The organism is Clostridium niameyense (genome assembly GCF_001243045.1).
GTDB classification, from domain to species: domain Bacteria; phylum Bacillota; class Clostridia; order Clostridiales; family Clostridiaceae; genus Clostridium_F; species Clostridium_F niameyense.
Genome location: NZ_LN849007.1, coordinates 1,617,871 through 1,642,806 on the forward strand (window position 1 = coordinate 1,617,871; position 24,936 = coordinate 1,642,806).

28 protein-coding genes are annotated in these 24,936 nt (G+C 25.9%); 8 read left to right on the forward strand and 20 right to left on the reverse strand.

Going from position 1 to position 24,936, the window contains the following annotated elements:
- Position 1: 1 nt before the first annotated feature.
- Positions 2-751, reverse strand: a complete 750-nt coding sequence (locus tag BN1711_RS08620) for an ABC transporter ATP-binding protein (RefSeq protein ID WP_050607750.1) — start codon at positions 749-751, stop codon at positions 2-4.
- A 220-nt stretch (positions 752-971) separates the two neighbouring features.
- Here BN1711_RS08620 and BN1711_RS08625 point away from each other — a divergent pair, with 220 nt between their 5' ends.
- The 7 genes from BN1711_RS08625 to BN1711_RS08650 all read left to right on the forward strand — a co-directional run bounded on the left by BN1711_RS08625 (position 972) and on the right by BN1711_RS08650 (position 5,695).
- On the forward strand, positions 972-1,319 hold the full coding sequence (locus BN1711_RS08625; RefSeq protein ID WP_050607751.1) for a DUF6483 family protein: 348 nt from the start codon (positions 972-974) through the stop codon (positions 1,317-1,319).
- Positions 1,320-1,337: 18 nt separating this feature from the next.
- Positions 1,338-2,015 (forward strand): response regulator transcription factor, encoded by a 678-nt coding sequence (locus BN1711_RS08630; protein ID WP_050607752.1) that lies wholly within the window; start codon positions 1,338-1,340, stop codon positions 2,013-2,015.
- A gap of 154 nt (positions 2,016-2,169) precedes the next feature.
- Positions 2,170-3,027 carry a sensor histidine kinase gene (locus tag BN1711_RS08635; protein WP_164995939.1) on the forward strand — a complete coding sequence of 286 codons (858 nt, stop codon included), beginning with the start codon at positions 2,170-2,172 and terminating at the stop codon, positions 3,025-3,027.
- Between the two features lie 74 nt (positions 3,028-3,101).
- On the forward strand, positions 3,102-3,629 hold the full coding sequence (locus BN1711_RS08640) for a DUF4825 domain-containing protein (RefSeq protein ID WP_050607754.1): 528 nt from the start codon (positions 3,102-3,104) through the stop codon (positions 3,627-3,629).
- 97 nt (positions 3,630-3,726) lie between these two features.
- Positions 3,727-4,374: a cysteine hydrolase family protein gene (locus BN1711_RS08645; protein WP_050607755.1), complete on the forward strand. Its 648-nt coding sequence runs from the start codon at positions 3,727-3,729 to the stop codon at positions 4,372-4,374.
- 46 nt (positions 4,375-4,420) lie between these two features.
- Entirely contained in the window at positions 4,421-4,591 is a 171-nt protein-coding gene (locus BN1711_RS12580) for a hypothetical protein (protein ID WP_164995940.1), read from the forward strand.
- A gap of 669 nt (positions 4,592-5,260) precedes the next feature.
- Entirely contained in the window at positions 5,261-5,695 is a 435-nt protein-coding gene (locus BN1711_RS08650) for a hypothetical protein (RefSeq protein ID WP_050607756.1), read from the forward strand.
- A 179-nt stretch (positions 5,696-5,874) separates the two neighbouring features.
- Here the strand turns inward: BN1711_RS08650 and BN1711_RS12745 are convergent, their stop codons facing one another.
- The 18 genes from BN1711_RS12745 to BN1711_RS08720 form a co-directional block, all read right to left on the reverse strand.
- On the reverse strand, positions 5,875-6,321 hold the full coding sequence (locus BN1711_RS12745; RefSeq protein ID WP_243128242.1) for a PTS sugar transporter subunit IIA: 447 nt from the start codon (positions 6,319-6,321) through the stop codon (positions 5,875-5,877).
- Positions 6,322-6,344: 23 nt separating this feature from the next.
- Positions 6,345-7,778, reverse strand: a complete 1,434-nt coding sequence (locus BN1711_RS08655) for a PTS fructose transporter subunit IIC (protein ID WP_243128243.1) — start codon at positions 7,776-7,778, stop codon at positions 6,345-6,347.
- A 124-nt stretch (positions 7,779-7,902) separates the two neighbouring features.
- The gene (locus tag BN1711_RS08660; protein WP_050607757.1) at positions 7,903-9,843 is read right to left on the reverse strand and encodes a BglG family transcription antiterminator; all 1,941 of its coding nucleotides are present in this window, start codon (positions 9,841-9,843) and stop codon (positions 7,903-7,905) included.
- Positions 9,844-9,918: 75 nt separating this feature from the next.
- The gene (locus BN1711_RS08665) at positions 9,919-10,854 is read right to left on the reverse strand and encodes a type I phosphomannose isomerase catalytic subunit (protein WP_050607758.1); all 936 of its coding nucleotides are present in this window, start codon (positions 10,852-10,854) and stop codon (positions 9,919-9,921) included.
- 245 nt (positions 10,855-11,099) lie between these two features.
- Positions 11,100-11,414 (reverse strand): hypothetical protein, encoded by a 315-nt coding sequence (locus BN1711_RS08670; RefSeq protein WP_129582152.1) that lies wholly within the window; start codon positions 11,412-11,414, stop codon positions 11,100-11,102.
- 10 nt (positions 11,415-11,424) lie between these two features.
- Entirely contained in the window at positions 11,425-12,990 is a 1,566-nt protein-coding gene (locus BN1711_RS08675; RefSeq protein WP_050607760.1) for a MutS-related protein, read from the reverse strand.
- 77 nt (positions 12,991-13,067) lie between these two features.
- Complete coding sequence (locus BN1711_RS08680) at positions 13,068-13,949, reverse strand: sensor histidine kinase (RefSeq protein ID WP_243128304.1); 882 nt, start codon at positions 13,947-13,949, stop codon at positions 13,068-13,070.
- Positions 13,950-14,007: 58 nt separating this feature from the next.
- A complete protein-coding gene (locus tag BN1711_RS08685; protein ID WP_050607762.1) occupies positions 14,008-14,811 on the reverse strand; it encodes an ABC transporter permease in 804 nt (267 codons plus the stop codon).
- Positions 14,804-15,727, reverse strand: a complete 924-nt coding sequence (locus BN1711_RS08690; RefSeq protein ID WP_050607763.1) for an ABC transporter ATP-binding protein — start codon at positions 15,725-15,727, stop codon at positions 14,804-14,806. Before BN1711_RS08690 ends, BN1711_RS08685 begins: the two co-directional genes overlap by 8 nt.
- Before the next feature lie 88 nt (positions 15,728-15,815).
- Positions 15,816-16,511: a response regulator transcription factor gene (locus tag BN1711_RS08695; protein WP_050607764.1), complete on the reverse strand. Its 696-nt coding sequence runs from the start codon at positions 16,509-16,511 to the stop codon at positions 15,816-15,818.
- A 136-nt stretch (positions 16,512-16,647) separates the two neighbouring features.
- Positions 16,648-16,779 (reverse strand): hypothetical protein, encoded by a 132-nt coding sequence (locus BN1711_RS12855; RefSeq protein WP_279233073.1) that lies wholly within the window; start codon positions 16,777-16,779, stop codon positions 16,648-16,650.
- Positions 16,780-16,941: 162 nt separating this feature from the next.
- Complete coding sequence (locus tag BN1711_RS12585; RefSeq protein ID WP_164995924.1) at positions 16,942-17,085, reverse strand: hypothetical protein; 144 nt, start codon at positions 17,083-17,085, stop codon at positions 16,942-16,944.
- Between the two features lie 13 nt (positions 17,086-17,098).
- The gene (locus tag BN1711_RS12590) at positions 17,099-17,224 is read right to left on the reverse strand and encodes a CPC_1213 family protein (protein WP_279233087.1); all 126 of its coding nucleotides are present in this window, start codon (positions 17,222-17,224) and stop codon (positions 17,099-17,101) included.
- 170 nt (positions 17,225-17,394) lie between these two features.
- A complete protein-coding gene (locus BN1711_RS08700) occupies positions 17,395-18,759 on the reverse strand; it encodes a HAMP domain-containing sensor histidine kinase (protein ID WP_050607765.1) in 1,365 nt (454 codons plus the stop codon).
- Positions 18,753-19,412 (reverse strand): response regulator transcription factor, encoded by a 660-nt coding sequence (locus BN1711_RS08705; protein ID WP_050607766.1) that lies wholly within the window; start codon positions 19,410-19,412, stop codon positions 18,753-18,755. Before BN1711_RS08705 ends, BN1711_RS08700 begins: the two co-directional genes overlap by 7 nt.
- 16 nt (positions 19,413-19,428) lie before the next feature.
- Positions 19,429-20,250 (reverse strand): ABC transporter permease subunit, encoded by an 822-nt coding sequence (locus tag BN1711_RS08710; protein WP_050607767.1) that lies wholly within the window; start codon positions 20,248-20,250, stop codon positions 19,429-19,431.
- Positions 20,251-20,266: 16 nt separating this feature from the next.
- Complete coding sequence (locus BN1711_RS08715) at positions 20,267-21,109, reverse strand: ABC transporter permease (protein WP_050607768.1); 843 nt, start codon at positions 21,107-21,109, stop codon at positions 20,267-20,269.
- A 1-nt stretch (position 21,110) separates the two neighbouring features.
- A complete protein-coding gene (locus BN1711_RS08720) occupies positions 21,111-21,839 on the reverse strand; it encodes an ABC transporter ATP-binding protein (RefSeq protein ID WP_050607769.1) in 729 nt (242 codons plus the stop codon).
- Positions 21,840-22,029: 190 nt separating this feature from the next.
- Here BN1711_RS08720 and BN1711_RS08725 point away from each other — a divergent pair, with 190 nt between their 5' ends.
- Positions 22,030-22,686: a TIGR00266 family protein gene (locus tag BN1711_RS08725; protein WP_050607770.1), complete on the forward strand. Its 657-nt coding sequence runs from the start codon at positions 22,030-22,032 to the stop codon at positions 22,684-22,686.
- Positions 22,687-22,766: 80 nt separating this feature from the next.
- Here BN1711_RS08725 and BN1711_RS08730 read toward each other — a convergent pair whose 3' ends face one another.
- On the reverse strand, positions 22,767-24,803 hold the full coding sequence (locus BN1711_RS08730) for a methyl-accepting chemotaxis protein (protein ID WP_050607771.1): 2,037 nt from the start codon (positions 24,801-24,803) through the stop codon (positions 22,767-22,769).
- Between the last annotated feature and the right edge of the window lie 133 nt (positions 24,804-24,936).

Sequence of the window (24,936 nt, forward strand, 5' to 3'; positions counted from 1 at the left end):
TTTATACACCTCCAATTACTGATAAGGTGTCTAATATTTTTTTATGAAATTCTTCTCTTGTACCACCTTTTCTTAATTCTGAAAATATAACTCCATCCTTAATAAATATAATTCTATTACAATAACTTGCACTAAAAGAATCATGAGTTACCATCATTAAAGTAACTTTTAAATCTTCATTAATCTTCTTAAAATTTTCTAAAAGCACTCTGGCAGACTTTGAATCTAATGCCCCAGTAGGCTCATCTGCAAGAATTAAAGAAGGATTAGTTATCATAGCCCTACACACTGCTGCTCTTTGTTTTTGTCCTCCTGAAGTTTCATAAGGATATTTATCTAAGGTTTCATAGATTCCTAAAAGTTGTCCTAATTCCTCTGCACCCTTATTCATATCCTTAGCTTTTGAATTTCCTAAAGATAGTGGCAATACTATATTTTCTCTTATAGTCAAAGTATCTAAAAGATTACTATCTTGAAATACAAAACCTAAATTTTCCCTTCTAAAATCACACATTTTTTCATCACTTAATTTATTAACTTCTCTTCCATCTATAAGAACTTTTCCAGAAGTTTGACTATCAATAGTAGCTATTATATTTAAAAGGGTGGTTTTTCCGGATCCAGAAGCCCCCATAATTCCTACAAACTCTCCCTTATCTATATTAAAGCTTATACCTTTTAAAGCTTCTACCCTACTATTACCTTTTCCATATACCTTTTTAAGGTTTTTAACCATTAATGTATTACTCATGTTTCTACCTCCTACGCATCTTATACTCCAATTATAGCTTGTATGTTTAAGTTTCACCTTTCACTAATGTAACAATTCCTTAAAGAAATATAACAAAATTGTTAGGTTTCTTTTAAATATGTAAATCATGTTATAATAACTTTAGTATAAAATAAAACGTAATATAAATAAAACAATAAATACATTATAGAAAATACTTTAAAAAGGCGGGCTATTTATTATGAATATCGAAAAACTTGTTGAAGAACTAGCCAAATCACTAGCAAAAACTGCTTTAAATAAAAAAGATGATAGTAGTAAAACTATAGCCATTGATAAAATGGACTCAGGTGATGTATTCAAAATAGTTTTTAATAAATTATTTTATGCCGGTAACTATAACGAAGCGGAAAACTTACTTTTTCACGAATTAGAAAAGAATTATTCTGAAGAAACATATGAAATTGGAGTTAAATTCTATAATTACTTGCTGGAAAAAAGTGATGATGAACTACATACACATAATTTTTCAAAAAAAGAGGTTTTTCAAGGATTAGATGATATAAAAAGATTTAAAACTGATTTTTAGCTTTAAAGGGGTGACTTTATGTTTAAAATTATGGTAATTGAAGATGATGAAAATTTAAAAGAACAAATATGTTCAAGAATTAATCAATGGGGATATGAAGCTATTTCTAATAAAACTTTTGATAATATAATAGATGAATTTAACTTTTACTGTCCTCACTTATTATTACTGGATATTAATCTACCAAACAAAAGTGGATTTACTCTATGTGAGGAAATTAGAAAGATATCCGAAATTCCTATTATATTTATTTCCTCTAGAAACTCCAATATGGATATAATTACAGGCATAAATCTAGGAGCGGATGATTATATTCAAAAACCCTTTTCCCTAGATGTTCTAATTGCTAAAATAGAAGGACTATTAAGAAGGGCATATAAATTTACAGACTCTTCTTCTACTTTAATAACTCATAAAGGTGCCATGTTAGATTTATCAAAATGCTGTATCACATATAAAAACAATACTGTATCTCTTACAAGTAACGAATTAAAAATCATACATGAGCTTATAAAAAATAAGGGCCATGTAATTTCAAGAGATAGACTTATGGAAAAGTTATGGAATGTATCTTGGTTTGTAGATGACAGTACTCTTACAGTTAATATTAATAGAATAAGGAAAAAACTTAACAAAATAGGACTAGTAGATTTTATAGAAACAAAACGTGGACAAGGATATTTAATTGGTGATTAATATGAGTTTTTTTAATTTATTAAAAGATAAAGTTTCTTTTTTTATATATAATTTAGTTGTTTTCTTATTCATGTCATCTGTAATATACCTAAGTCCTTATAAAGCAATATCCTTAGATTGTATAATTTATATAGGAATTTTTCAGCTTATTAGCATGTGCTTTTATATAAGTATTAGTGTACTTCATAAAAAGAACTTTATAGATAAAATAGAAAATGGAATAAGTAACCTAGATTTTACTGAAGTAACCTTTTTTAATAAAAATAAAGAACAAAAATATTATTATAAAATAATAAAAAAGTATTATGAAAAGCTTAATAAGTTTATGGAAGAAAAAGAAGAAGAGTATACTGAAAACATTGATTTAATAACAATATGGGGACATGATATAAAAACCCCTATTTCTGTTATAAAACTCCTATGTGAAAACTATGAATCAAACCAGAATCCTGAACTTATAGAATCTATTCCTAAGGAACTTTTAAAGATAGAGGATGGCGTTAATAAAATGCTTAATCTTACTAGAATAAATAATTTTGAAAAAGACCTTTTTATAGAGAAAATTGATGTAGAAAATATAGTTTTTGATATTATAAAAAAACACTCTAAATATTTTATCTCTAAGAAAATAAAACTAGAAGTTAATATAGAAAAAGTAAACTTGCTTTCTGATATAAAATGGCTTTCTTTTATATTAGAACAGATTATAAATAATGCACTTAAATATACCTCTAATAAGGGTACAATATCTATAAAAGGTTTTAGTGAAAGCTCTTATTATGTATTGAAAATTAAAGATAATGGTACTGGAATAAAACCTGAAGATATACCAAGAGTTTTTGATAAAGGATTTACTGGAACTAATGGGCGTGAAAATTTAAACTCTACAGGTATTGGACTATATTTAAGTAACCAAGTAATAAAGAAGCTTGGACACAATATTTATATTAACTCTGAATATGGAAAGTATACTGAATTAATATTAAAATTTAATAAAGAAGATTTAATTTAAAAAATTAATAACACAAAGTTCATAATAAATCCTAAAAGGTTGTATTATAAACTTTGATAAATTTGGAGGGCAAAATGAAAAACAAATCCAATTTATTACCATATACCATAATAATTTTACTAATGTTTAGTTTTATATTTTGTAGTTGCAATAATAAAAAAGTACTAAATAAAGCTATAAAAAACTCTTCTGAAATTAAAGTAGATGAATTACTTAAATATAAAAATTCTTATGTAGGTGATAATAGTAAAGTACTAAATATAATCTCTCTATTACCTGGAAATAATTATAGAAACGAGGTTAATTTACAAACAAATAATAAACCTTATGTTATAAATATTACCTATATGAAAAACAAAAACCTAGAAGAAGATTATAAAAACTTTTGGGAAAATAAAAATATAGATAAATTCTTACAAAGAAATGCTGTAGTATTGTTGTCCCTTATACCCAATGCTGACATTGTAGAATTCAATGTAGAAGGTATTAATAATAATCCTTATAAATACACTAGGCATAATTTAGAATCAAAGTATGGTGGAAACTTAAAAAATCTAACTAGGGACAAAACTTCATTTGAAAACTTTCTAAATAAATATTAAATATTTATCCTTAAACCTTTAAATTTTTAATATAATGTTAATTACATATATTAATTACCTTCTTTATGTAATTAATATAATTGGAGGATTAAAAATAATGAAAATAGATTTAAATTATAATATAAATTTTCAACAACTAAAAAAAGTTCAAAATAAAACATTTAAAATTGATGATAAAACTGTATTATTCATTATTGATATGAATAATGGATTTGCCAAAAAAGGTGCTTTATATAGTGATAGAGTTCAACATATAATTCCTTTTGTTGTAGATACAGTAAAAGACTTTATTAAACTTAAAGCACCAATAATTGCCTTTACTGATTGCCACACAAAAAATTCCATAGAATTTAAATATTATCCTGAACATTGTTTATCTGACACATGGGAATCAGAATTAGTAGATGAATTAAAAGAATTTAAAGATAATATAAAAGTTATTAAGAAAAGCTCAACTAATGGATTTTTAGAAGATGAAACCCAAAAAAACATTAAAAAATTAATAGATAAAGGTTATAAAAACTGGGTAATTTCAGGATGTTGCACAGATATCTGCGTTAAGCAGTTTGCTGAAAGCCTTAAAGCTTATTTTAATAAAGAAAATCTAGATTTAGAAGTTATTATTCCACTAAATGCAGTTGAAACCTATGATGCGCTATGGCATAATGGAAATGCTATGAATTTATTTTCATTAATGGAAATGGAGATGAGCGGAATAAAACTAGTGAGTACAGTAACTTATTAAATGATTAATATATTTATGTTTATTTCAACTATAAGGGGGATTAATTTTGCAAAAAAGAGTGTCTAAATTTTATTTAATTCTAAGTGTTTGTTGTTTATTAGTATCTACTATTTATTTTATTAAAAGAAAGTATACAGCAGGAATTATTTATCTTTGTTCAGCTTCAAGTCTTTTTCTCTTAAACTCACCAATATATAAAAATAATAAGAATAAATAACTATTGTTATACATAATAAAATATATTTTTCAAAAAAATCAAGGGAAATCTAAATTAAAGACTTCCCTTGATTTCTTTATCCATTCTATTCTGTATATATTCTTAAACAAATTAAGATGCACATAAACTATTTAAATATGTACATCTTATGTAATGTTCAACGAGTAGCGAAACAACAGCATTAAGTAATCTATCTTAGTTTAAATACAACTCATGTTAATGTTCAACCACTGAAAACAAGCCATTTCTTAATTTATAGTTTACTCTTAAAGCTAGATTTGTCAAGGGTTTTGAAGATTTTTTACCAAGCAATTATTTATTTTTTGTTAAACATTTAAAATTCTATCCTAAGTTAATGAAATCAACATATGGAGACTTTCTTTATAAAAATTCACTTGGTAAAATTTTAATACAACTAAATCTAAATACATACTTCTTAAAGTGTAAAATATTCAACTAATTTAATGGTGATGGAATACATCTGTCATTTTTATATTTAATATGTTAATTTTTAACCGAATATTAATTTAATTAGATAATTTATTTTTATGTATTAATATTGAAGAAAATTTTTAACTATTCGATTATAAAATTAGGGTTTTGTAAATTTATTCTTTTATATACTATATTTACATATTAAACCTTAATTTATTAACTAGGAGGGATACTATGATACAAAATATTAGTAGTTCTAAATTATACTCAAGTACTAATAAGCTAATAGACAAAAGTATTACCAAACAAAATAATAAACCTAAATTTAAAAAATATCTTTCTGATTATGTACCTGAATATACTGGTAATGAAGGCTTTGCAAGGAAATATAACTATAAAGAAATGACAATCTTTGAAAAACGTTTATTTGATACCTATATGCAAACAAACTTTTATGGAGTTTCCTATGACGATTTTAAAAAGCATCTCATTGGGTTTCCACCTGTGGATGCTCCAACTGATAAAGTGGATATGGAAACTATATTAAATAATGCTATAGAACATTGCACATTAGTTGAAATCTTAATAGGTCAAAGTCAAGAGCCTAGAAAAAACTTATATAAAACTTTTTTACATGAATTAGAAAAAGTTAGAAGTATAGATACATAGACCTATGCCCTCTAATAAAAACTCTAGGTATCAATAATACACTTAGAGCTTTTATTGTTTATTTTCATTTATTATTATGTTATCAATCTTTCCTATATCCTTTAAATCATTATATATTTCTTACAAAAATTAAGGAAAGCCTTAAATTAAAGACTTCCCTTAACCTTATCTATTTTATTCTATCTATTTGTTCTTTCAATTAATAATTTCTCTATTAAATCTTTATCTGATGTATTTAGTATTTTTTCTTTGAATTCATCATCCATTAAACTAACTGCTAATATTTGAAGGATTTTAAGATGTTCATCTCCACCTTTTTCTGGTACTGCTATTAAGAATACCAAATTTACAGGTTCATCATCTAAGCTTTCCCATTCTATTCCTTTAGAGCTTTTTCCTACAACTACTGTTGGTTCTTTAACCCAAGCTGATTTTGCATGTGGTATTGCCACGCCATCTCCTATACCTGTAGTAGATAAACCTTCTCTTTTCTTAACATCTTCTATGTATTTATCTACATCTATTAATCTTTCATCAATTAAATTCGCTAAATGTGATACTACTTCAAATTTTTCAGTTCCTTGTAAATCTAAATCCATAAATTTTGCATTAAATAATTTATTCATTTTTATATCCCCTTTATCATTTATTAAGCTACTTTATTCTTCTTTATGTTCATTTTTTTTAAAAGATTAACCATTAAAGCTGTTACTATTGATCCTACAATTATTGCTATAAAGAACATTACTACACCTTTTATTCCGCCCATTAATGCAACTATTGGTCCTCCATGTGGAACTATATCTTCTACCTTACCAAGTATTGCAATATTAGCTCCAACTATTGAACCTACCATTAAAGAAGGTATAACTCTTAGAGGATCTATAGATGCGAAAGGAATAGCTCCCTCTGTTATTCCGCAAAGTCCCATAGCAAAGGCTGCTTTACCTGCATCAATTTCATCTTCACTATAATATTGTTTTCCTATAAATGTTGCAATACCCATTCCTATTGGAGGAATTGCTACTGATGCAGCTATAGGTCCCATTATATGAGGGTTTCCTGCCGTAATCATTGAAACACCAAATAAAAATGCTGTTTTATTAACAGGGCCTCCCATATCAAAAGCAATCATTGCTCCTAATATAGTTGCTAATACTATTGAACTTGTACCTGATAGTCCTGCCAAAAATCCTGTTAATCCTTCAAATATTGCAGTTATTGGTCCACCTAAAACTAGTATAAATATTAATCCTGTTGCTAATGTTGACACTATAGGAATTATAATTATTGGCATTATAGGCTTAATAATTTTAGGAACTTTAATGTTTCTTAATGTTTTAGCTATGTATCCTGCCAAAAATCCTGTTATTATACCACCTAAAAATCCTGCATTTGCTTTTGATCCATAAAATGACCCATTTGCTGCTATATAACCACCAATTAATCCTGGTGTTAGTCCTGGTCTATCAGCTATTGAGTAAGCAATAAATCCTGAAAGTACTGGTACCATAAATGCAAATCCAGCTCCACCAATCATTTCTACCTTTTTCCAAAAGGAGCCTTCTGGTACTACAAGTCCTTTAGCTGTTGGTTGTCCACCAAAGGCTAAAGCCAAGGCTATTAATAAACCTGCAACAACAATTACTGGAATCATATAAGAAACTCCACCCATTAAGTGCTTATAAAAAGCCGGTTGCTTAGTTTTTAATTCTTTCTTGCCTTCATCTACACTATTCATAGTTTTATTTTCTTTAACTTGTTTACTTTCTTTCTTTTTAACTTTTCCATCTAAAAACATTTGAATCAAAACATCTGGTTCTTTTATAGCCCTAATTATTGGACATTCTATCATTGCCATGCCTTGAAATCTTTCTAAACTTACAGCTTTATCTGCCGCTATAATTATTCCATCTGCTTGTTTAATATCTTCTTCTGTTATTACATTTTCCGCTCCTGTTGAACCTTGGGTTTCAACTTTAATTTCCACTCCCATTTTTTTTGCCATTTTATTTAGCTTTTCTGCAGCTATATAAGTATGAGCAATACCTACAGGGCATGATGTTACTGCTAATAGTTTCATTACCTCATCTCCTTAAAAATATAAATTATGAATAATTGCGTTTAATTTATATTCTTATTATACGTTTACTGAAAACATATTCAAAGTCAAGCTTTTTCCTATTATAGTGGAAATGAAGTATCCTTTAAAACCTATCAATAACTCTTTTTAATTCTCGAAAATTTTTCGATTTTATTAATTCTAATACTACTTGTTCATCTATAATATTTTTATATAATTGCTCTAAGTATATCTTCCAGTTATATTTGTCCTCATCTGCTATTACTATAAGAAACACTAACTGAACCTTGTCCTTATCCCAATCTATAGGCTTTTTTAATATAGCCACAGAAATACAAGATTCTTTTATTTCTTTATGCATAGAATGGGGAATAGCAACTAAATTACCTATTTGTGTTCCAGACAACTTTTCTCTTTTAAATATATCTTCCTTCACATTTTGCGTAATATAATTAAGATTAATTAACCTATTAGTAATATAATCTAATATTTCTTCCCTACTATCCACTTTTACATCACAAAAGAATATATTTTCTTTAAATTTAGTTGCTAATTTATCTAAATTGGAGTAATTATTATACAATTTATTTTCTATCAAATTAATTTCTTCTTCATCAATCAATCTCTTAATATGAATAATTTTATCACATTGGATTCCCAAGTTTACAGTAGCTATTACTAAATCTACCTTATCTATTATATCTTTATTAAATTCATAGCAAGATATAGTATCTATTATTTTTAGCCTACTTTTAAAATGAGCTTCTAACTTTACCTTAAGCAATAAAGAAGTACCTACTCCTGTGGTGCAAACTATTATTGCTTTTTTTATATTAGAAGTATTTTTGTGTTTCTTTCTTTCAATAGCTGCTGCAAAATGTAATGCTATAAACCCAATATCATCCTCCGTTAGGTTGACACCTTCTTCTCTTTTAATAATGCTATTTGTTAATACTGCAAGCTCTAAAGCAAAAGGATAATTATTTTTTATTAACCCTAGCATGGAATTCTCTATTTTTATATCATATTTAGCTCTACTAATAGACGCTTTAAGATGTGTTCCCAAAAAGTTTATAAGAATATCATCTTTAGTAAAATCTATATCAAATATGTTATTAATAGCCTGTAAAATATTTACTAACAATTTATTTTCATCTTGAAATTTATATTTATTATTTAGTTTATTAAATTGAATTAAATTACTTCCCATCATATACTTGGTTAAATAAATAACTTCGTTTTCTAATATTTCAAATCCCATTTTTTCTTTAATATCTATACAAATACTATTAGCAACTTTAAATTTGGGTTCCTGTTTAAAATTTTTTATAACATTATTACTATAATTTACAGTCTTATCTTTGTAATTTCTTATTAAAATTATTTTTATATAAGCTAATATGTGTCTATATGCTAAATCAGACAATCTACACTTAAATTTAAATATATTTTCCTTCAATATATCATCTACTAAAAATTCTCCTGATTCACCTAAAAAATTTTTAAATAAAGAATCTAAAGCTTCTTTTAATAAATTATTATTGGAAAACATATATGTATTTATGCAGCGTCTTATATTCTCCTCACTACCACTAATTTTTATTCCCTTATTACTTACTTTTTTAATTTTTAGTTTAAAGTCTAATAACATATCTTTAGCTAACTTTATATCATTTTTTATTGAGGATAAACTTACATATAATTCATCAGCTAATTCTATTTGAGTAATACCCTCTATACCTTTTATATCATTAATTAATAATTTTACTATTATATATTCTGCTCTTCCATCTGAAATCAAATTACTATCACTTTCAGTTTTCTCAATTGCTTTTAGAAAAGTTTGAAACTTATTTTCTTCAAAAATCTCTATTTTATAGCCTCTTGATTTCTCTGAATGAATTATTGCTCCATTATTTTGTAATATAGAATTTAATTCTTTTATATCACTCCTAATAGTTCTAGAAGATACCCCTAACATATTACAAAGTTGCTTTCCTGTAGTTACTTTATCAGCATCCTTTAGTATTTCTATAATTTTTTCTAATCTTACATTGCCTATCATTTTTTAATCACCTTTGTATTGTTTTATATCGTTATATCTAATAACTACCTAATAAAAATATTACTTAAAATAAAGTTACTTTGCATAAGTTTTAATGATTTCAACTTGTCCAGTTATAGAGTATTCCCCTAAAGTAGCAGGAATTAAATAACTATCTCCTTTTTTTATATTATCCATCCTATTATTACACTTAATCTTGCCTTCACCATCTACACAAGTTATAACATAAAACATTTTTTCATTACTAATATCGATAAAATTTTTATATATATTATACTTTTCCATTCTAAAATATTTATTATCGCATAACAAAATTTTAGAATATCCATCTAACTCCTCTATAGAATTTGTAGAACAATTTATTGCTTTTAAATCGAAATCAATTACATCTAATGCCTTGTTAACGTGGAGTTCCCTTCCTCTATTATAGTCATATACTCTGTATGTAACATCTGAATTTTGTTGTATTTCCGCAATAATTAACCCTTCACCTATTGCATGAACTAGTCCACTATTTATAAGATAACAATCTCCCTTTTTAACTTTAATATTATTTAAATATTTTTCTGTAGTTCCTTCTTCAATAGCTTTTTCAAATTCCTTTTTGGTACAATTCTTTGTTCCTACAATTAATTCCGCTCCTGGCTTTGCATCTATTACATACCACGCTTCTGTTTTTCCATATTCTCCTTCATATTTATTAGCATATTCATCATTAGGATGTACTTGAACAGATAAATTTGAATTTGAATTTATCAATTTAATTAACAAAGGAAACTTTTCTTTATTGATTTCTGTTCCTAATAATTTTTCACCATATTCCTCTATAATTTCTTTAAAACTTTTTCCTTTTAACTCTCCATTATCTACAATACTCATTCCATTTTTATGACACGCAACATCCCAGCTCTCACCAATGTTTTCTTTTGGTACATTACATCTAAATTTTTTAAAATCCTTTCCCCCCCAAATCTTATCATAATATAAATTTTCAAATCTTATTGCATACATATCTTTCACCTCATAAACATTAATATTTTTGTTTATACTCCATTATTACTAACTTTGATTTCATCATATCTTTACTGTAAACATAATCAAAGGTACATTTTTTCCTCTATAATAGGAAAAAATGTACCTCTATTTATTTATGCTTAATAAGTTTTCTAAAATTTTAGAAGGTTGTTATTAAAAATTGAAAAAGTACTGTAAATTCTTTTGCCTAGAACTTCAGTACTTTCTTATTTTAAAAAATATTAATTATTTTTATAGTTAAGGTTATCTTTCTTTTTTGAAATTAATATAGGAATAATCTTAATATAAATACAGATTAATATGGTGCCTAATATTAGTCCTGGATAGTTCATTTTTCCTAATTTTGTAGTTAAGAATTTTTTAAATAACTCTACAGAAAATCCTAATATTATTAATATTATAGTTAAAGTCACTTTAAAATACTTATTTTTTTCTATTTTACCTTTTATCTTCTTAGGTATTTCCATAATATCAATTACCATATCTAAAGCTATGTAAACAACCATAACAATTATAAAACTTATCAAATATTTCATAATATCCCCCTTAAATAAATCCTTCAATTGTTTCTGCTCTTTTGTATGCTTTTTCTGTAACTTCTTTTGGATAGCCTATATATTCCAAGAGCCTTATAGCATTTCTAGTTTGGGTAACTCCCGGTTTTAATTTATAATCAAAGCTTAAACCTTTTTTGTCATCTACATTTTCACTAAAATAATAAAATTCATAACTATCTTTTAAAATATTTACTAACTCCCTATCATGAGTTGCTACTATAGAAATAGCTTTTTTATTATTTAGATAAGATAGTATTTCTGCAGACATAGCTATTCTTTCTATAGGGTTTGTCCCTCTAAATATTTCATCTATTGGGCAAAACACAGGTAATTCTTTATCTAATGCTTTAACTATCCTAAGTATTCCCTCTGCCTCAGCCATATAATAACTCTTTCCTTTTGATAAATCATCATTAGGACTAATGGAAGATACTATATTAAAAAATGATGCTTTATATTCTTTAGCTAAAGTAAAATTAAAGGTTTGTGATAACAATATATTTATACCTAGCATTCTTAAAAATGTTGATTTTCCTGACATATTTGTACCTGTAAGTACTATACCTTTCTCCTTAATATAAATAGAATTGGCTACAGGATTATCTAAAAGAGGATGAACTCCATCTGTAATATTTAAAGAAACCTCTTTAGTAAAAATAGGCTTTACATAAGGATGTTTTAAGTTTTGCTCATAACCTGCTATAGATATTATAGATTCTAACTCTCCTAATGTATAAAATATGTTCATTATGTATTCTTTTTTTTCTTTTAAAATTCCAGATATTTTATAATAAGCACATTCCTCCACAAGAAATATTATAGAAATAAACTCAAATAATCCTTGCCACATGTTAATTATACCTATTAGTAAAGTGGTTCTATCAATATCTTTAACTTGTTTATAGTTTTCATTTATTTTATCTTTATATTCTTTTATATCTTGATTCTTTATATTACATACTTTTTTAGCTGCTATTAAAATATCTCTTAAATATATTATTCCACGAGACTTAACTGTGTTTCTTTCTTTGTAGTTTATAATCATATTTAAAGATGCAGATGCTATCATAAATATTGCATATTTTTCACCTAAAAATATAGTTAATATAAAAGCTATTATAGGAAATATTTTTCCAATTAATGTGTATAAATAATATTTAGTTTTATTCACTACAAGTTCATCTTCCATCATATCTAAAAAGGTATTCTTTGTATCCCTTCCTAGTTGTAGAAATATACATAAAAGTTTTTCTCTTAAATCTACATTTTCTTTAAACAAATCAATTAAACTTCCTCTATGTTTTAATTTTTCTTCATCTTTTAAAGGGTTTCTTAACATATAATATAATACTGATTCTCCTAATGTACTATAGTTTCTATCTAGTTTACTATATACCCTATCCATATCCATATCGTTCCAAGTATCATCATCAATGGTATATTCATCCTTTTTACTAATATCAAGGAATCTTCTTATATGTTTAAACTTTCTATCTTTATCTATGTTTTGTTTGTATTCTTTTCTTACGATGCTTAAAGCTACATTTTTATTCAATTTCAGTCTCCTTTCATGTAAATAAATATTTTATCTATAATATTTTACCATAGAAGTCTAAAAATCTCTTCACGTATTTAAGTTTTAATTTTCCATCTGCAAAAAATATACAAAGATTTGTTATAAATCTTTGCACTAATACTTCCACCCATTTTTTCTATAAGATCTTTGGCAATAGCTAATCCTAACCCCGTACTATTGCCATTACAATTTCTAGATTTATCTTTTTTATAGAATCTATTGAAAATATAATTAACATCATTATTCGTAAGATCCTTAGCAGTATTAATAGTAGTTAGTAATGCTTCATTTTTATCTATTTCTAAGTTTATACAAACATCACCTTTAGAATGTTTTATTATGTTACCAACTAGATTTTCAATTACTCGCTGAATTGCTTTATCATTACCTAATACAATAATATTTTCTTTAGGTAATCTAATATCTGGAGTTATATTCTTTTCTGTAAAATCGTAATACATAGAAGTAATAACTTCACATAAAATCCTATTCAAATTTATATAACTAATTTCTAGTTCATATTCTAGTGACTCTATAACAGATAGTTGAAAAAAATCACTTAATAAATTTTGTAGAGATTTTGCTCTAGCTTCAGCAATATCTAAATACTCCTTTTGTTTTTCCTCTGATATTTTTTTTGATTTTATCATTTGTATATATCCGATTATGGAAGTAAGAGGTGTACGTAAATCGTGGGATATATTTGCTATTAAACTTTTTAATTCTTCCTCTTTATGTCTTTGTTCTATTTCACCTTTTATATCCATTTCTATTTTATTATTAATATGATAAGCTAAATTCTCTATATCCTTATTTAATAGACATACATCTATTTTTTTATAAGATTTTAAATCATTATAATCCTTAAGTTGTATTGTAATATTTCTAATTTCTCTTTTAATAGAATAATTATTTATAAGTAAAACTATAATTATCATCAATAATATACAAATAATCCAAATCAAACTTCCACCCCATTACCTTATAAATCTAATATTATTTTATATCTTGTCTTTCAAATACAGCTATACCTATTATGGAAGTAATTAAAATTATAACGATTGAATTACTAGCTAATAACTTTATAGCTGATGAATTTGAATATATATTGAGGATATCTAGTAGCATATATGTAGGAATATATTTATAATAGTTATTTAATAAATTGCATATAAATTTTATATAAATTAAACATAAAAACATGCTTAGTATACCTAAGGATATAACCACAGATTTATTTCTTATAATTACAGAAAACAATATATAAATGCTACTCATAGCTGTAAAAACCAACCATATAGTTATTAACATTTTAATCATTTTTATAATCTCATAACTATTAACACTACATTTTGTAAAAATTATACCAATAGCTACTTGTCCAAATGTTAGTATAAATAATATAATAAATATACTTAAAGATGAAACTATTAATTTAGACATATAAATATATATTCTTTTATGACCATATGATACTATATTCTTTATAGTGCCATTATAATATTCATTTATTACAAAAACTACTACTAAAGATATTATTACTATCTGAACAACAGGAATAAATCCTATTGCAGTATTAAAAAACTCCATAACCTTAGGATTATTTCTATTAATAAAATTATTTATAGTAAACCCTACTTCTTTATTACCCAGGAAATCATGAAATATATATATTTTATTGGACTTAGTAAAATATAATTTCATATTCCAAGCAATTATAAAAATTATAATTATAAGGGAATTTTTAAAAGCTCTACTGTGCCTTAACTTATAAAAATCAGACTTTATTAAATTATACATTTTTATCTACTCCCCCTATTAAATTAATGAAGTATTCTTCTAGGCTATCTCCTTTACATATAAGTTCTTCAATTATTACATTTGACTTAGTAAGAGTAGACGAAACTAATTTAGCATTTTCAATATAATCATATAGTCTTATTGTTTCATCTGATAAAACCTTATAATTTTTTGTATTTAACTTTTCTTCTAAAATCACTACAGCTTTTGCTACATTATCTACTTTAATATTTAAACTCTGTTTACACTTTTCATCTAATTCAGCAGCTGTAATTTCTTGTAAAAGCTTTCCCTTATGTATGATACCATAGCAAGTAGCTAAGTTATTTAGCTCTTCTAATATATGACTTGAAATAAGTATAGTAGTATCTCTATCTTTATTTAATTTTTTTAAGATATCTCTTACTTCTATAATCCCTATAGGATCCAATCCATTTATAGGTTCATCTAATATTAAAAATTCCGGATCTCCTAAAAGAGCTGTTGCTAATCCTAATTTTTGTTTCATTCCAAGAGAAAAATTCTTTACTTTTTTATCCTTGTTATTATATAAATTTAAAGCCTTTAGAATTTTTTCTGTACACTCTATACCTGGAATACCTTTTTGTATTCTACAAGCTTCTAAATTTTGAAAAGCTGTCATATCTGGATAAAAAGCAGGTGTTTCTATTAATGCTCCTATTCTCTTTCTTACACTAAGATTTTTCTCGGCGTTAACCCCAAAAATTTCTATTTCTCCATCATTAGGCTTTATTAATCCTGTTACCATACGAATAAATGTAGTTTTTCCTGCGCCATTTTCACCTATAAAACCATAGATTTCTCCCTTTTTTATATTTAAGTTTACATTATCTACAGCACATTCTTTTTTAAACTTTTTACTTAAATTTATACTTTGTAATGCATAATCTATCACATATATCAACCCTTTCTTTATGTTTCATATTAATTATAAATTCTTATTAATAAATAAGCATAAAGAAATTCTAAAAAAAGTCTTAAGATTAATCAACTAACTTATAACCTATTCCCCAAACTGTTTGTATATATTCACCATTTATACCTGCTTTAATTAACTTAGTTCTTAAATTACTCATATGAACATTAATGGTATTATCATCACCTAAATACCCATTTTGCCACACACTTTCAAATAAATTAGCTTTTGTAAAAACTTTTTTAGGATAAGTCATAAAGAGCTTTAAAATATCAAATTTTCTATGAGTCAAGTCTACTAAATTTTCTTTTACAAATACTTCTCTAGTATCTTTATTAAGATAAATTTCCCTATGAGTTAATATATTATGTTGTGATATTGGAGAAAATTGTTTATATCTTCTAAGATGAGAATCTATTCTGGCTGATACTTCCTCTATATCGAAAGGTTTACTTATAAAATCATCTGCTCCAACTCTTAAGGTTTCTACTTTTATATCTGTTCCCTCTCTAGCTGAAATTATTATAACTGGCATAGATTTAGTTTTTCTTATTTCTTCTAATACCCTCTCACCACTCATACCTGGTAACATTAAATCAAGTAAAACCATATCCCATACTTCTTTTTCTAAATAAATAAGACCTTCTGTGCCAGAATATGCTGATTTAGTATCATATCCACTACAATTTAACATATCACATAATAATTTATTTATATAACTATCATCTTCTATAACTAATATTTTAGTATAGTTTTCATACATTTTACCATGCCCCCCATACTTAGTATTATAATCCTATTTATTGGTTTTACAAATACTTGTAAAATGCAATCTTTTATAAAAAAATCACCTTAAAGAGTCCCTTTAAGGTGTTAATTTAAATATATAAATAAAGTATTTAGAATGTAGGATTACCAAAAGTAACTTCATCAATCGCAAGTTCAAGGTTATAATTTTTATTATTAGATTCTTCTTTATCTTTTCTATCTTCTTTGTAGTTTTTTATTTCTTTAATTTTATTCTCTTCCATTTTATCAGCTCCTTTACGTTACAAATATACTGTTATTATTAGATATTAAATAACAATTTATCCTAAAACACAAAAGTTGTAACTTATAAGAGTTAATAATAAATGTAACTATTATATAGTTATAAAATTAAATATTTAATACAAATTTTTTATCTTATTAGCTTAAAAGTGTTTTGATATATCATGATAAATTCTTTTTATATCTTTTTCTCTTAAGTTAGTTTCTCTTCTAACCTTTTCAAAACTATCTCCATCTATAAGCATTTTTCTTACCCTTTCTTTAGCTTCTACCTTATTGATATCCAAAATAATCCACTCCCTAATCTAAATCTTCTATTTTAGGTCTACCGAAAACTGCCCTAGCACTTTCGGCTTGAGGATCATGTTTTATAGTCTTTTTTCTAAACTTTCCATCATGCTTCCTATTATTTTTAGTTTCTCTCATTCTATTGTTATTCAAAATATCAGCTCCTTTTTAATTAAAGCTATATTATTATTATTTCATAATATAAATCTATATATGCCAAGAAATAAAAACTATAATCTACTTTAAATTCCCGTATTATATTTTCATTAAATGGTTTTAATTTCAAACCTTTATAAAAATAACAAATTCTAAATAACAACTCTAACTATTGCCCCTATATCTTTCCCATTATCCAATATTAGTTTGCCGTTGTGTAATTTTATTATAGTATCTGAAATATAAAGTCCTAATCCATAATGGCCATTTCGTTGCCTTGCATCATCACCACGATAAAATTGGCTTTTACAATATTTGACATCTTTATTTGAAAAGCCTTTTCCTGTATCTTTTACTATAAAATTAAATTTATTATTTTCACAAAAAACATCTATTCTTATCTCCCCATATTCAGGTGTATATTCTACTGCATTTTTTATTATATTAAGTATTGCTCTTTCCATTAAATTCTCATCTAAAAATAATTTTTCCAAAATATTCGTATCTTTATTAAAGCAAAATTTTATGTTTTTAAAATCACATAGATCTTTTCCTTGATTTTCTATTTTATTTAAAAACTTTTCTGAATTTACATATGTACACTTTGCTTTTAGCTTACTTTCAGCTCTACAACACTGCAACATAGCTTCTATAAGATTTTCTATTTGATAATTAGCTTTTAAAATGGAATTTATATGTTTTTTTTCACTGTCTGAAATTTTCTCATGTTCTAAAAGTAAATCAGCATGGCCAGATATAAGCATAAGAGGAGTCTTTATATCATGAGTAATAGCAGAAATCTGAGTTTTTCTTTCTTCCTCTAATATCCATTGTTTTTTTAAAGAATTTTCTAAGGCCTTTGTCATATCCTCAAAAGCATTATTTAATAAATCAATTTCCTTAATTGAGCTTTTAGTAATATCAAAAGATAAATCCTGTGCTTTTATTCTATTAGAAGCTTTAATTAAATTTTCTACACTAAACTTTAATCTATTAGATATTCTCTGAGCTACTATATAAAAAATTATAGCTATATTAATAAAAGGAAGACTTATTATTATAACCTCCATATTAGGTAAAAACCTGTTTAAAAAGGGATATTTGTAACTGCTTGTTAAAGTATATCCTAAAGCTATTTTTTTGTCTTTATAATCCATTATTCTAATTTGTAGAATTCCTTTATGTAAACTAGTACTGTATTGATTTTTATTTATGGCTTCATGTATTTTAATTTTTTCCTTTTCATTTATACTTCCCTCTATAAAGCTTCCTTTTTTATCATATATAGCATAAACATAGCCTGGTGAAATTACATTTTTATTAAATCCCTTTTCTTGTATTTCCTTTGTAACTTCAGGCAACTTTTTTTCAAAATAATTAGATGGTCTTATTAATCCTATATTCATAAGCTTATTAAAAGTAATTACTCCAAATATAGTTAAACACCCACATAGTAATAGACCTATAACAAAGCCTTTTATCACCATATTTTTTATAGAAGTAGATTTTTCTACCATTTATATCCAATCCCCCATACTGTTTCTATAGACTTTTCTGCTCCTGCACTTTTAAACTTTTTCCTTAAATTTCTTATATGTTCCGTTACCGTATTTGTAAAACCCTCTCCTTCATAACCCCAAATTTTTTCATAAATTTGTTCTTTTGAAAAAACTTGTTTGGGGTTAGTAATTAAAAGCTCTGCTATTTTATATTCACTAGGTGTTAAACTTAGTTCTTTTTCATCTACATAAACAATACGGCCACTAAGATCTAACGATATATTCCCTGAAACTATTTTATGGGTTTTTTCTCTATTTTCTCTTCTTAAATGAGCATATACTCTAGCTCTAAGCTCTGCTATACGAAAAGGCTTCACAATATAATCATCCCCACCTAATCCTAACCCTTTAACTAAATCTTCTGTATCTGATTTGGCTGTAATAAATAAGATAGGACAATCAACCCTACTTCTAATTTCCCTACATACCTGAAATCCATTAATTTCTGGCATCATTACATCTAAAAGAATTAAATCTGGCTGCTTTAAACTTATTTGTTTGGCCTCCATTCCATCTTTTGCCGTGTATATAACATGTCCTTCTTTTTCTAAACTCTCTTCTAATAAACTTAATAATTCTAAATCATCATCAGCTATAAGTATTTTTGCCATAAAACTCACCTACTTTTTAATCCACAAAGTCTAATCTATCCCATACTTTTTTTAAAAATATTACTAATATTGCGGTAATAAATAGCATAATAGCTATTATTAAATATGATGTCTTCCCTCCTAATATATCATAAATATAAGTTACAGGACATACTATGAAATTCGCTAAAAATTTAGATAAATAACAACCCGATATAAGAAGTGCTATGTTTAACATAATAGCCACTACTGTATTTTTCACAAAGGTGGCTACAATAGAAAAAATAACAGACATCATAGTCATTTGTATAAAAAATATACAGTAAAACTTAATATTAAATAAAAAACTTCCCATAGGATCAATCTTTGAACTTTGCAATAAAATATTAGTATAATTTATTGCGGGTAGCATTCTTTTACCACAAATAAAACTAGTTATAAATATTAATGTTATAGTAATAAAATTAAATAATATTATAGCTATTAATTTACTTAAAAATACTTCTCCCTTAAAATAACTTCTAGTTAAAACCATACGAATACTTCCATTACTTCTCTCTTCGTTTATCATACTACATATTAGTATAGGTAATACAATAAAAATTAAGAGTAAACTAATATTGCTTAAAACTGCATGAGGGTTGTTTAAAGCATTAGAATTTCTTAAAATAGGTCCCTTCGTTGATTGATAATTAATAGCAGAAATCACGCAATTTGTAAGAGCTTCATCCCCATATTTTGCACCTGGAATAAACATTAAAGTATATGCAATACTTATTAAAATACTTAAAAATAATATAATCCAGCTGCTTTTCCTATTAATTAATCTATAAAGTTCACTTTTTACAAGATTTATCATACTATCTCTCCTTATTTTAATCCAAATAATCTTTAATTTTTCCGTATACTAAACTTAAAACTGTAAAAATTATTATATATAAAAATATAACTAACAATAATATATTCTTAATATGGGTACTTCCTTCTAATATAATAGCAGCACCTCTAAACTGTAATTCAGTTATAACAAAGAATGGTATTAAGCTTTTACTACTTATAAATCCATTCAACATTAAAAAGTCTATAATCTTCATTGTTAACATGCCTGTTATAATAATAACAAGTCCTATTCCTACCATTATTCCTCTAGATTTAGAAATAACCCCTATAAATATCATTAAGGATGCCATCGCTAAAGTTATTAAATAAGATAATATATAAAATTTCACCCCATACATAATAGTGCTAACTGTACTCATTTTTTCCTTTCTGAAAAACGTATAAGCACAGTTTGCTTTAGGCATAAATATATTTCCAACTATTGTAGATAAGACAAAGCATCCTAAAAATAATAATGAAAACACTATCGTTATTAGAATAATTTTGCTCAAAATTACTTGTGTCAAAGTATAGCCCTTAGTCAATGTGATTCTAATAGCACCATTTTTAAATTCTTCCGTTATAATAGTAGCTACATAGAATATAGTAAGAATAGAAAAAATCAATATCAATTGTTCCTGTACTACTAAGTAAGGAAAAGTTATATTAGTTGAAAAATTTGATGCCTTCATTCCTATAGAACTCTTTAAAAGATCAATATTTTCCTGGTTTAAATATATATAAGAAAGCCCTATTAAAAAAGGTACAGATAAAAAAGACAATAACATTATTTTTCTATGGGAAAATTTATACCATTCTGCTTTGATCAAATTTTTCAATCTATTTTCCTCCTGTCATTATATTTATAAAAGTTTCTTCTAAATTATCTTTTAAGCCATAATTTAGAAATTCTTCTTTTGTCCCTTGTTTTATTATCTTTCCGTTATTAATTACAATAAAATCTGTACAAATCTTTTGAAGTTCATCTAATAAATGGCTAGATATAAATACAGTTATACCCTTTTCCTTATTTAATTTTAAAATAAGATCTCTAAGTTCTTTTATACCTATAGGATCTAATCCATTAGTAGGCTCATCTAAAATTAATAACTTAGGATTATTTAAAAGAGCTTGTGCAATTCCTAAACGTTGTTTCATACCTAAAGAATAGTTTTTTACTTTATCCTTTTCTCTACCTTTAAGCCCTACTATGTTTATAACCTCTTCAATTCTTTTATTTATACTTTCCTTTTCTATGTTATCTAAAATAGCTAAAGCCTTTAAATTTTTCTCTCCACTCATATAATTAAAAAATATTGGATTTTCTACTATAGCACCTATGTTTTCCACCGCATGCCTTTTTTCTTTAATAGAAATATTATTTATCCTAACTTCACCACTACAAGATATAAGTCCTGTAAACACCCTAATAGTTGTAGTTTTACCTGCACCATTAGGCCCTAAAAATCCCATAATACTTCCTTTAGGCACATAAAAACTTATATCATCTAAAACTTTCCTTTTAGATAAAACTTTAGTCACGTGACTCAATTCCATAACTTTTTCCATATAAAATCCTCCATTCATTTCTCTTTTCTTTCATACTACAAAATAATTATCAAGATTTTATCAAGAACTATATATTAATTTCATCATCAAATTTTTTCTTGACAGCAAATTAAGTCTAGTGTATTATTGTAGTAGTACATTGAAGTATAATAATTTTACAAATTTAATGGTTTTAAAGGAGATTATCCCTATGAATTATAAGATTTTATATGGTAATTCAAGTCCTATGCTTGAAGTTAATTTAGAGGAAAACGAAACAATAAAAGCCGAATCTGATGCTATGGTTGGAATGAGTACCAATATATCTTTAGACGGAACCCTAGGGGGCGGCGTTATGAAAGGTCTTGGCAGATTATTTTCTGGTGAAAAACTTTTCTTTGAAACTCTAACAGCTAAGGGTGGACCTGGACATGCACTTCTTGCCCCTAAAACTATAGGATCTATACAGCCTATAGAGTTAGATGGTAATCATGGTTTTAGAATTCAAAAAGATGGTTATTTTGCATCCTTTGGAGATATCAACATAAATACTAAGGCTCAAGGACTTGGAAAAGCACTTTTATCTGGTGAAGGACTTTTTATAATGTCTGCTACTGGATGTGGAACTTTGTTTGTAAGTTCTTATGGTGCTATTCACGAGATAAATGTTCCTTACGGAGAAGAATATATTGTAGATACTGGTCACTTAGTAGCTTGGCCAGATAACATGAAATATACTATTGAAGAAGCATCTTCAACATTTAAAAGTATAACTTCTGGGGAAATTTTTGTTTGTAAGATGAAAGGTCCTGGCAAAATCTATATACAAACAAGATTAAAATCTAATTTCATCCCAGCTAGTAAATAATTTAAAAACAGGATTGAATGTTTAATGGTTTATACTCAAACTTCAATCCTGTTTTATTAATATAAGTTAATCATAAATTATTAAATCTTAAACTTATTTACGTAGTGTTCCATTTCATCTGTCATTTTATTTAAAGTTTCAGCAGATGCAGCTACTTCTTCAGTAGATGCACTCATTTCTTCTGAGGATGCTGATATTTCCTCTGAAGATGCTAATATTTCTTGTGATACAGAAGATGCACTTTTTATTTTATCCATTATCTTTTCTTTACTCTTGTTTAATTCAGCCATACCATCATTTGTAGACTCTATTCTTGGTAATATATCATGAATTCCTTCTACTATTGACTTAAATTGTTTTATTGAATCTTTTATTTTTTCTTCCTGTTTTTCTACTTCTATATTTACACACTCAGTATCTTTAACTATTGTATTTGTTTTATCATATATAGCTTGTATTATTGATGTTATACTTTCAGAAGAACTTTTAGTTTGTTCTGATAGCTTTCTTATTTCATCTGCTACTACTGCAAATCCTCTTCCAGCTTCTCCTGCTCTTGCAGCCTCTATAGCAGCATTTAATGCAAGTAAATTTGTTTCATCTGCTATACTATTTATTAAATTTATTATCTCATTTACTTCATTTATACCTGTTCCTAATTTACCTATTTCTTCTGAAAAACTATTAAAAGACTTTTTAACTTCTTCAGTAGATTTTATAATCTCCTCCATCTCCTTGTTTCCTTCAGTAGCTGCCATATCTATATTCTCTGATTCATCTGTAACTTTAAGCATTTCTTTAACTATATTTTCTATTTTATTAGATACATTATTGGCTATGTTTTCTGTATCAATTAAATCCTCTGATTGTTCTTGAATAACTTTAGTTACATCTTGAATTGTTACAGATACGTTCTCTGCTGAAGATGCTATCTCCTCTGAAATAGAACTTAAACTTTCAGATTCAGAGCTTATATTAGAAGAATGATCTTTAAAAACCATCATCATATCTCTCATATTATAAATAGTTTGTTCTATAGAACATGCTATTTCTCCAAGTTCATTATTCATAACTTTTAACTTGTTTGGAATTTTTACCGTTAAATCACCTTGTCCAAATTTTATTATAGTATTTTTCAAATTATTCATAGCTCTTGATAATCTAACTCCAATATAATATGCTAAAGCTATAGATATAATAGAAACTACTAATGTACCTACAATTGAAAATACTTTTATAATAAATAATTCACTTGCTATTTCTTCATCATCCAGTGTAACTATAAACTTCCACCCTGTTTTATTATTAGTATAATATCCAGCAGATTTTAATGTATTTTCATATTTATATTCTATTTTTCCTTTTTTGTTTACTGAAACCGCATCTTTCCACCAACTTTGTTTGGACAATTCTTTAGTTCCTATAACATTAGAACTTTTATGTGCTAAAGCTATACCTTCTTTGTCCATTACAATTACATAGCCTTTTTTTCCTAATCTAATTTTAGAAATTTCTTTACTAAAATCCCCTAACGTTATATCTATACAAACAACGCCTATAACTTTATCTTGTTTTTTTACAACTTTTGATACAGATATAATCATTTTGCCATCTATATCCTTATAATATTTTGACCAATATACTTTTCCAGGATTATTTATAGGCTCCTTAAACCAATTCCTACTTCTAGGATCATATTTGTCTGAAGGTGTAATAATATCCCCCTCAGATTGAACCATAATACCATTTAAATTAGTAAAATACACATTTAATATATCTGCATTGCTATTTTTAAGCGTTCTTAAAAAATTCTCTAAGCTTTCTAAGTTTTGTTTATTATTAATATCCTCTCCTAAAGTAGGATTATTGCTAGCAACATCTAATGTGCCTTCTATACCATCTAAAAAATAATTTATTCCATAATCCACTTGTGTAGCAAATTGTAGTGAATCATCTAAAAGTTTATATTTTAAGATTTTATAAGACTTATTGTATAACATAAAACTCAATATCATTAAACTTAAAATGCTCATTAAAGATATTGTAACTATAAGTTTTGTTTTGACACTTCCCTTTTTCATAAAATTGTTCTTATTTTTTTCCTTATTTTTGTTCATCCAATTCCTCCTTTTTATTTTTTTATTAAAATAACTAAAAAACATACCAATGCATATTTATATTTCGACCATTTTTTTAAATAATCAACACGAATGTATAAAAACATCATAATATTTACTGAAATTAATATTA

Excerpts from the sequence above, each read along its gene's own strand:
- BN1711_RS08700 (WP_050607765.1), bottom strand. The coding sequence starts at position 18,759 with ATGGTAGAAAAATCTACTTCTATAAAAAATATGGTGATAAAAGGCTTT.
- BN1711_RS08640 (WP_050607754.1), top strand. The coding sequence starts at position 3,102 with ATGAAAAACAAATCCAATTTATTACCATATACCATAATAATTTTACTA.
- BN1711_RS08665 (WP_050607758.1), bottom strand. The coding sequence starts at position 10,854 with ATGTATGCAATAAGATTTGAAAATTTATATTATGATAAGATTTGGGGG.
- BN1711_RS08650 (WP_050607756.1), top strand. The coding sequence starts at position 5,261 with ATGATACAAAATATTAGTAGTTCTAAATTATACTCAAGTACTAATAAG.
- BN1711_RS08630 (WP_050607752.1), top strand. The coding sequence starts at position 1,338 with ATGTTTAAAATTATGGTAATTGAAGATGATGAAAATTTAAAAGAACAA.
- BN1711_RS08670 (WP_129582152.1), bottom strand. The coding sequence starts at position 11,414 with ATGAAATATTTGATAAGTTTTATAATTGTTATGGTTGTTTACATAGCT.
- BN1711_RS08645 (WP_050607755.1), top strand. The coding sequence starts at position 3,727 with ATGAAAATAGATTTAAATTATAATATAAATTTTCAACAACTAAAAAAA.
- BN1711_RS12590 (WP_279233087.1), bottom strand. The coding sequence starts at position 17,224 with ATGAGAGAAACTAAAAATAATAGGAAGCATGATGGAAAGTTTAGAAAA.
- BN1711_RS08660 (WP_050607757.1), bottom strand. The coding sequence starts at position 9,843 with ATGATAGGCAATGTAAGATTAGAAAAAATTATAGAAATACTAAAGGAT.
- BN1711_RS12855 (WP_279233073.1), bottom strand. The coding sequence starts at position 16,779 with ATGGAAGAGAATAAAATTAAAGAAATAAAAAACTACAAAGAAGATAGA.
- BN1711_RS08725 (WP_050607770.1), top strand. The coding sequence starts at position 22,030 with ATGAATTATAAGATTTTATATGGTAATTCAAGTCCTATGCTTGAAGTT.
- BN1711_RS08685 (WP_050607762.1), bottom strand. The coding sequence starts at position 14,811 with ATGTATAATTTAATAAAGTCTGATTTTTATAAGTTAAGGCACAGTAGA.
- BN1711_RS12745 (WP_243128242.1), bottom strand. The coding sequence starts at position 6,321 with ATGAATAAATTATTTAATGCAAAATTTATGGATTTAGATTTACAAGGA.
- BN1711_RS08655 (WP_243128243.1), bottom strand. The coding sequence starts at position 7,778 with ATGAAACTATTAGCAGTAACATCATGCCCTGTAGGTATTGCTCATACT.
- BN1711_RS08730 (WP_050607771.1), bottom strand. The coding sequence starts at position 24,803 with ATGAACAAAAATAAGGAAAAAAATAAGAACAATTTTATGAAAAAGGGA.
- BN1711_RS08705 (WP_050607766.1), bottom strand. The coding sequence starts at position 19,412 with ATGGCAAAAATACTTATAGCTGATGATGATTTAGAATTATTAAGTTTA.
- BN1711_RS08720 (WP_050607769.1), bottom strand. The coding sequence starts at position 21,839 with ATGGAAAAAGTTATGGAATTGAGTCACGTGACTAAAGTTTTATCTAAA.
- BN1711_RS08680 (WP_243128304.1), bottom strand. The coding sequence starts at position 13,949 with ATGATAATTATAGTTTTACTTATAAATAATTATTCTATTAAAAGAGAA.
- BN1711_RS08695 (WP_050607764.1), bottom strand. The coding sequence starts at position 16,511 with ATGTATGAAAACTATACTAAAATATTAGTTATAGAAGATGATAGTTAT.
- BN1711_RS08625 (WP_050607751.1), top strand. The coding sequence starts at position 972 with ATGAATATCGAAAAACTTGTTGAAGAACTAGCCAAATCACTAGCAAAA.
- BN1711_RS08710 (WP_050607767.1), bottom strand. The coding sequence starts at position 20,250 with ATGATAAATCTTGTAAAAAGTGAACTTTATAGATTAATTAATAGGAAA.
- BN1711_RS08620 (WP_050607750.1), bottom strand. The coding sequence starts at position 751 with ATGAGTAATACATTAATGGTTAAAAACCTTAAAAAGGTATATGGAAAA.
- BN1711_RS08635 (WP_164995939.1), top strand. The coding sequence starts at position 2,170 with ATGTGCTTTTATATAAGTATTAGTGTACTTCATAAAAAGAACTTTATA.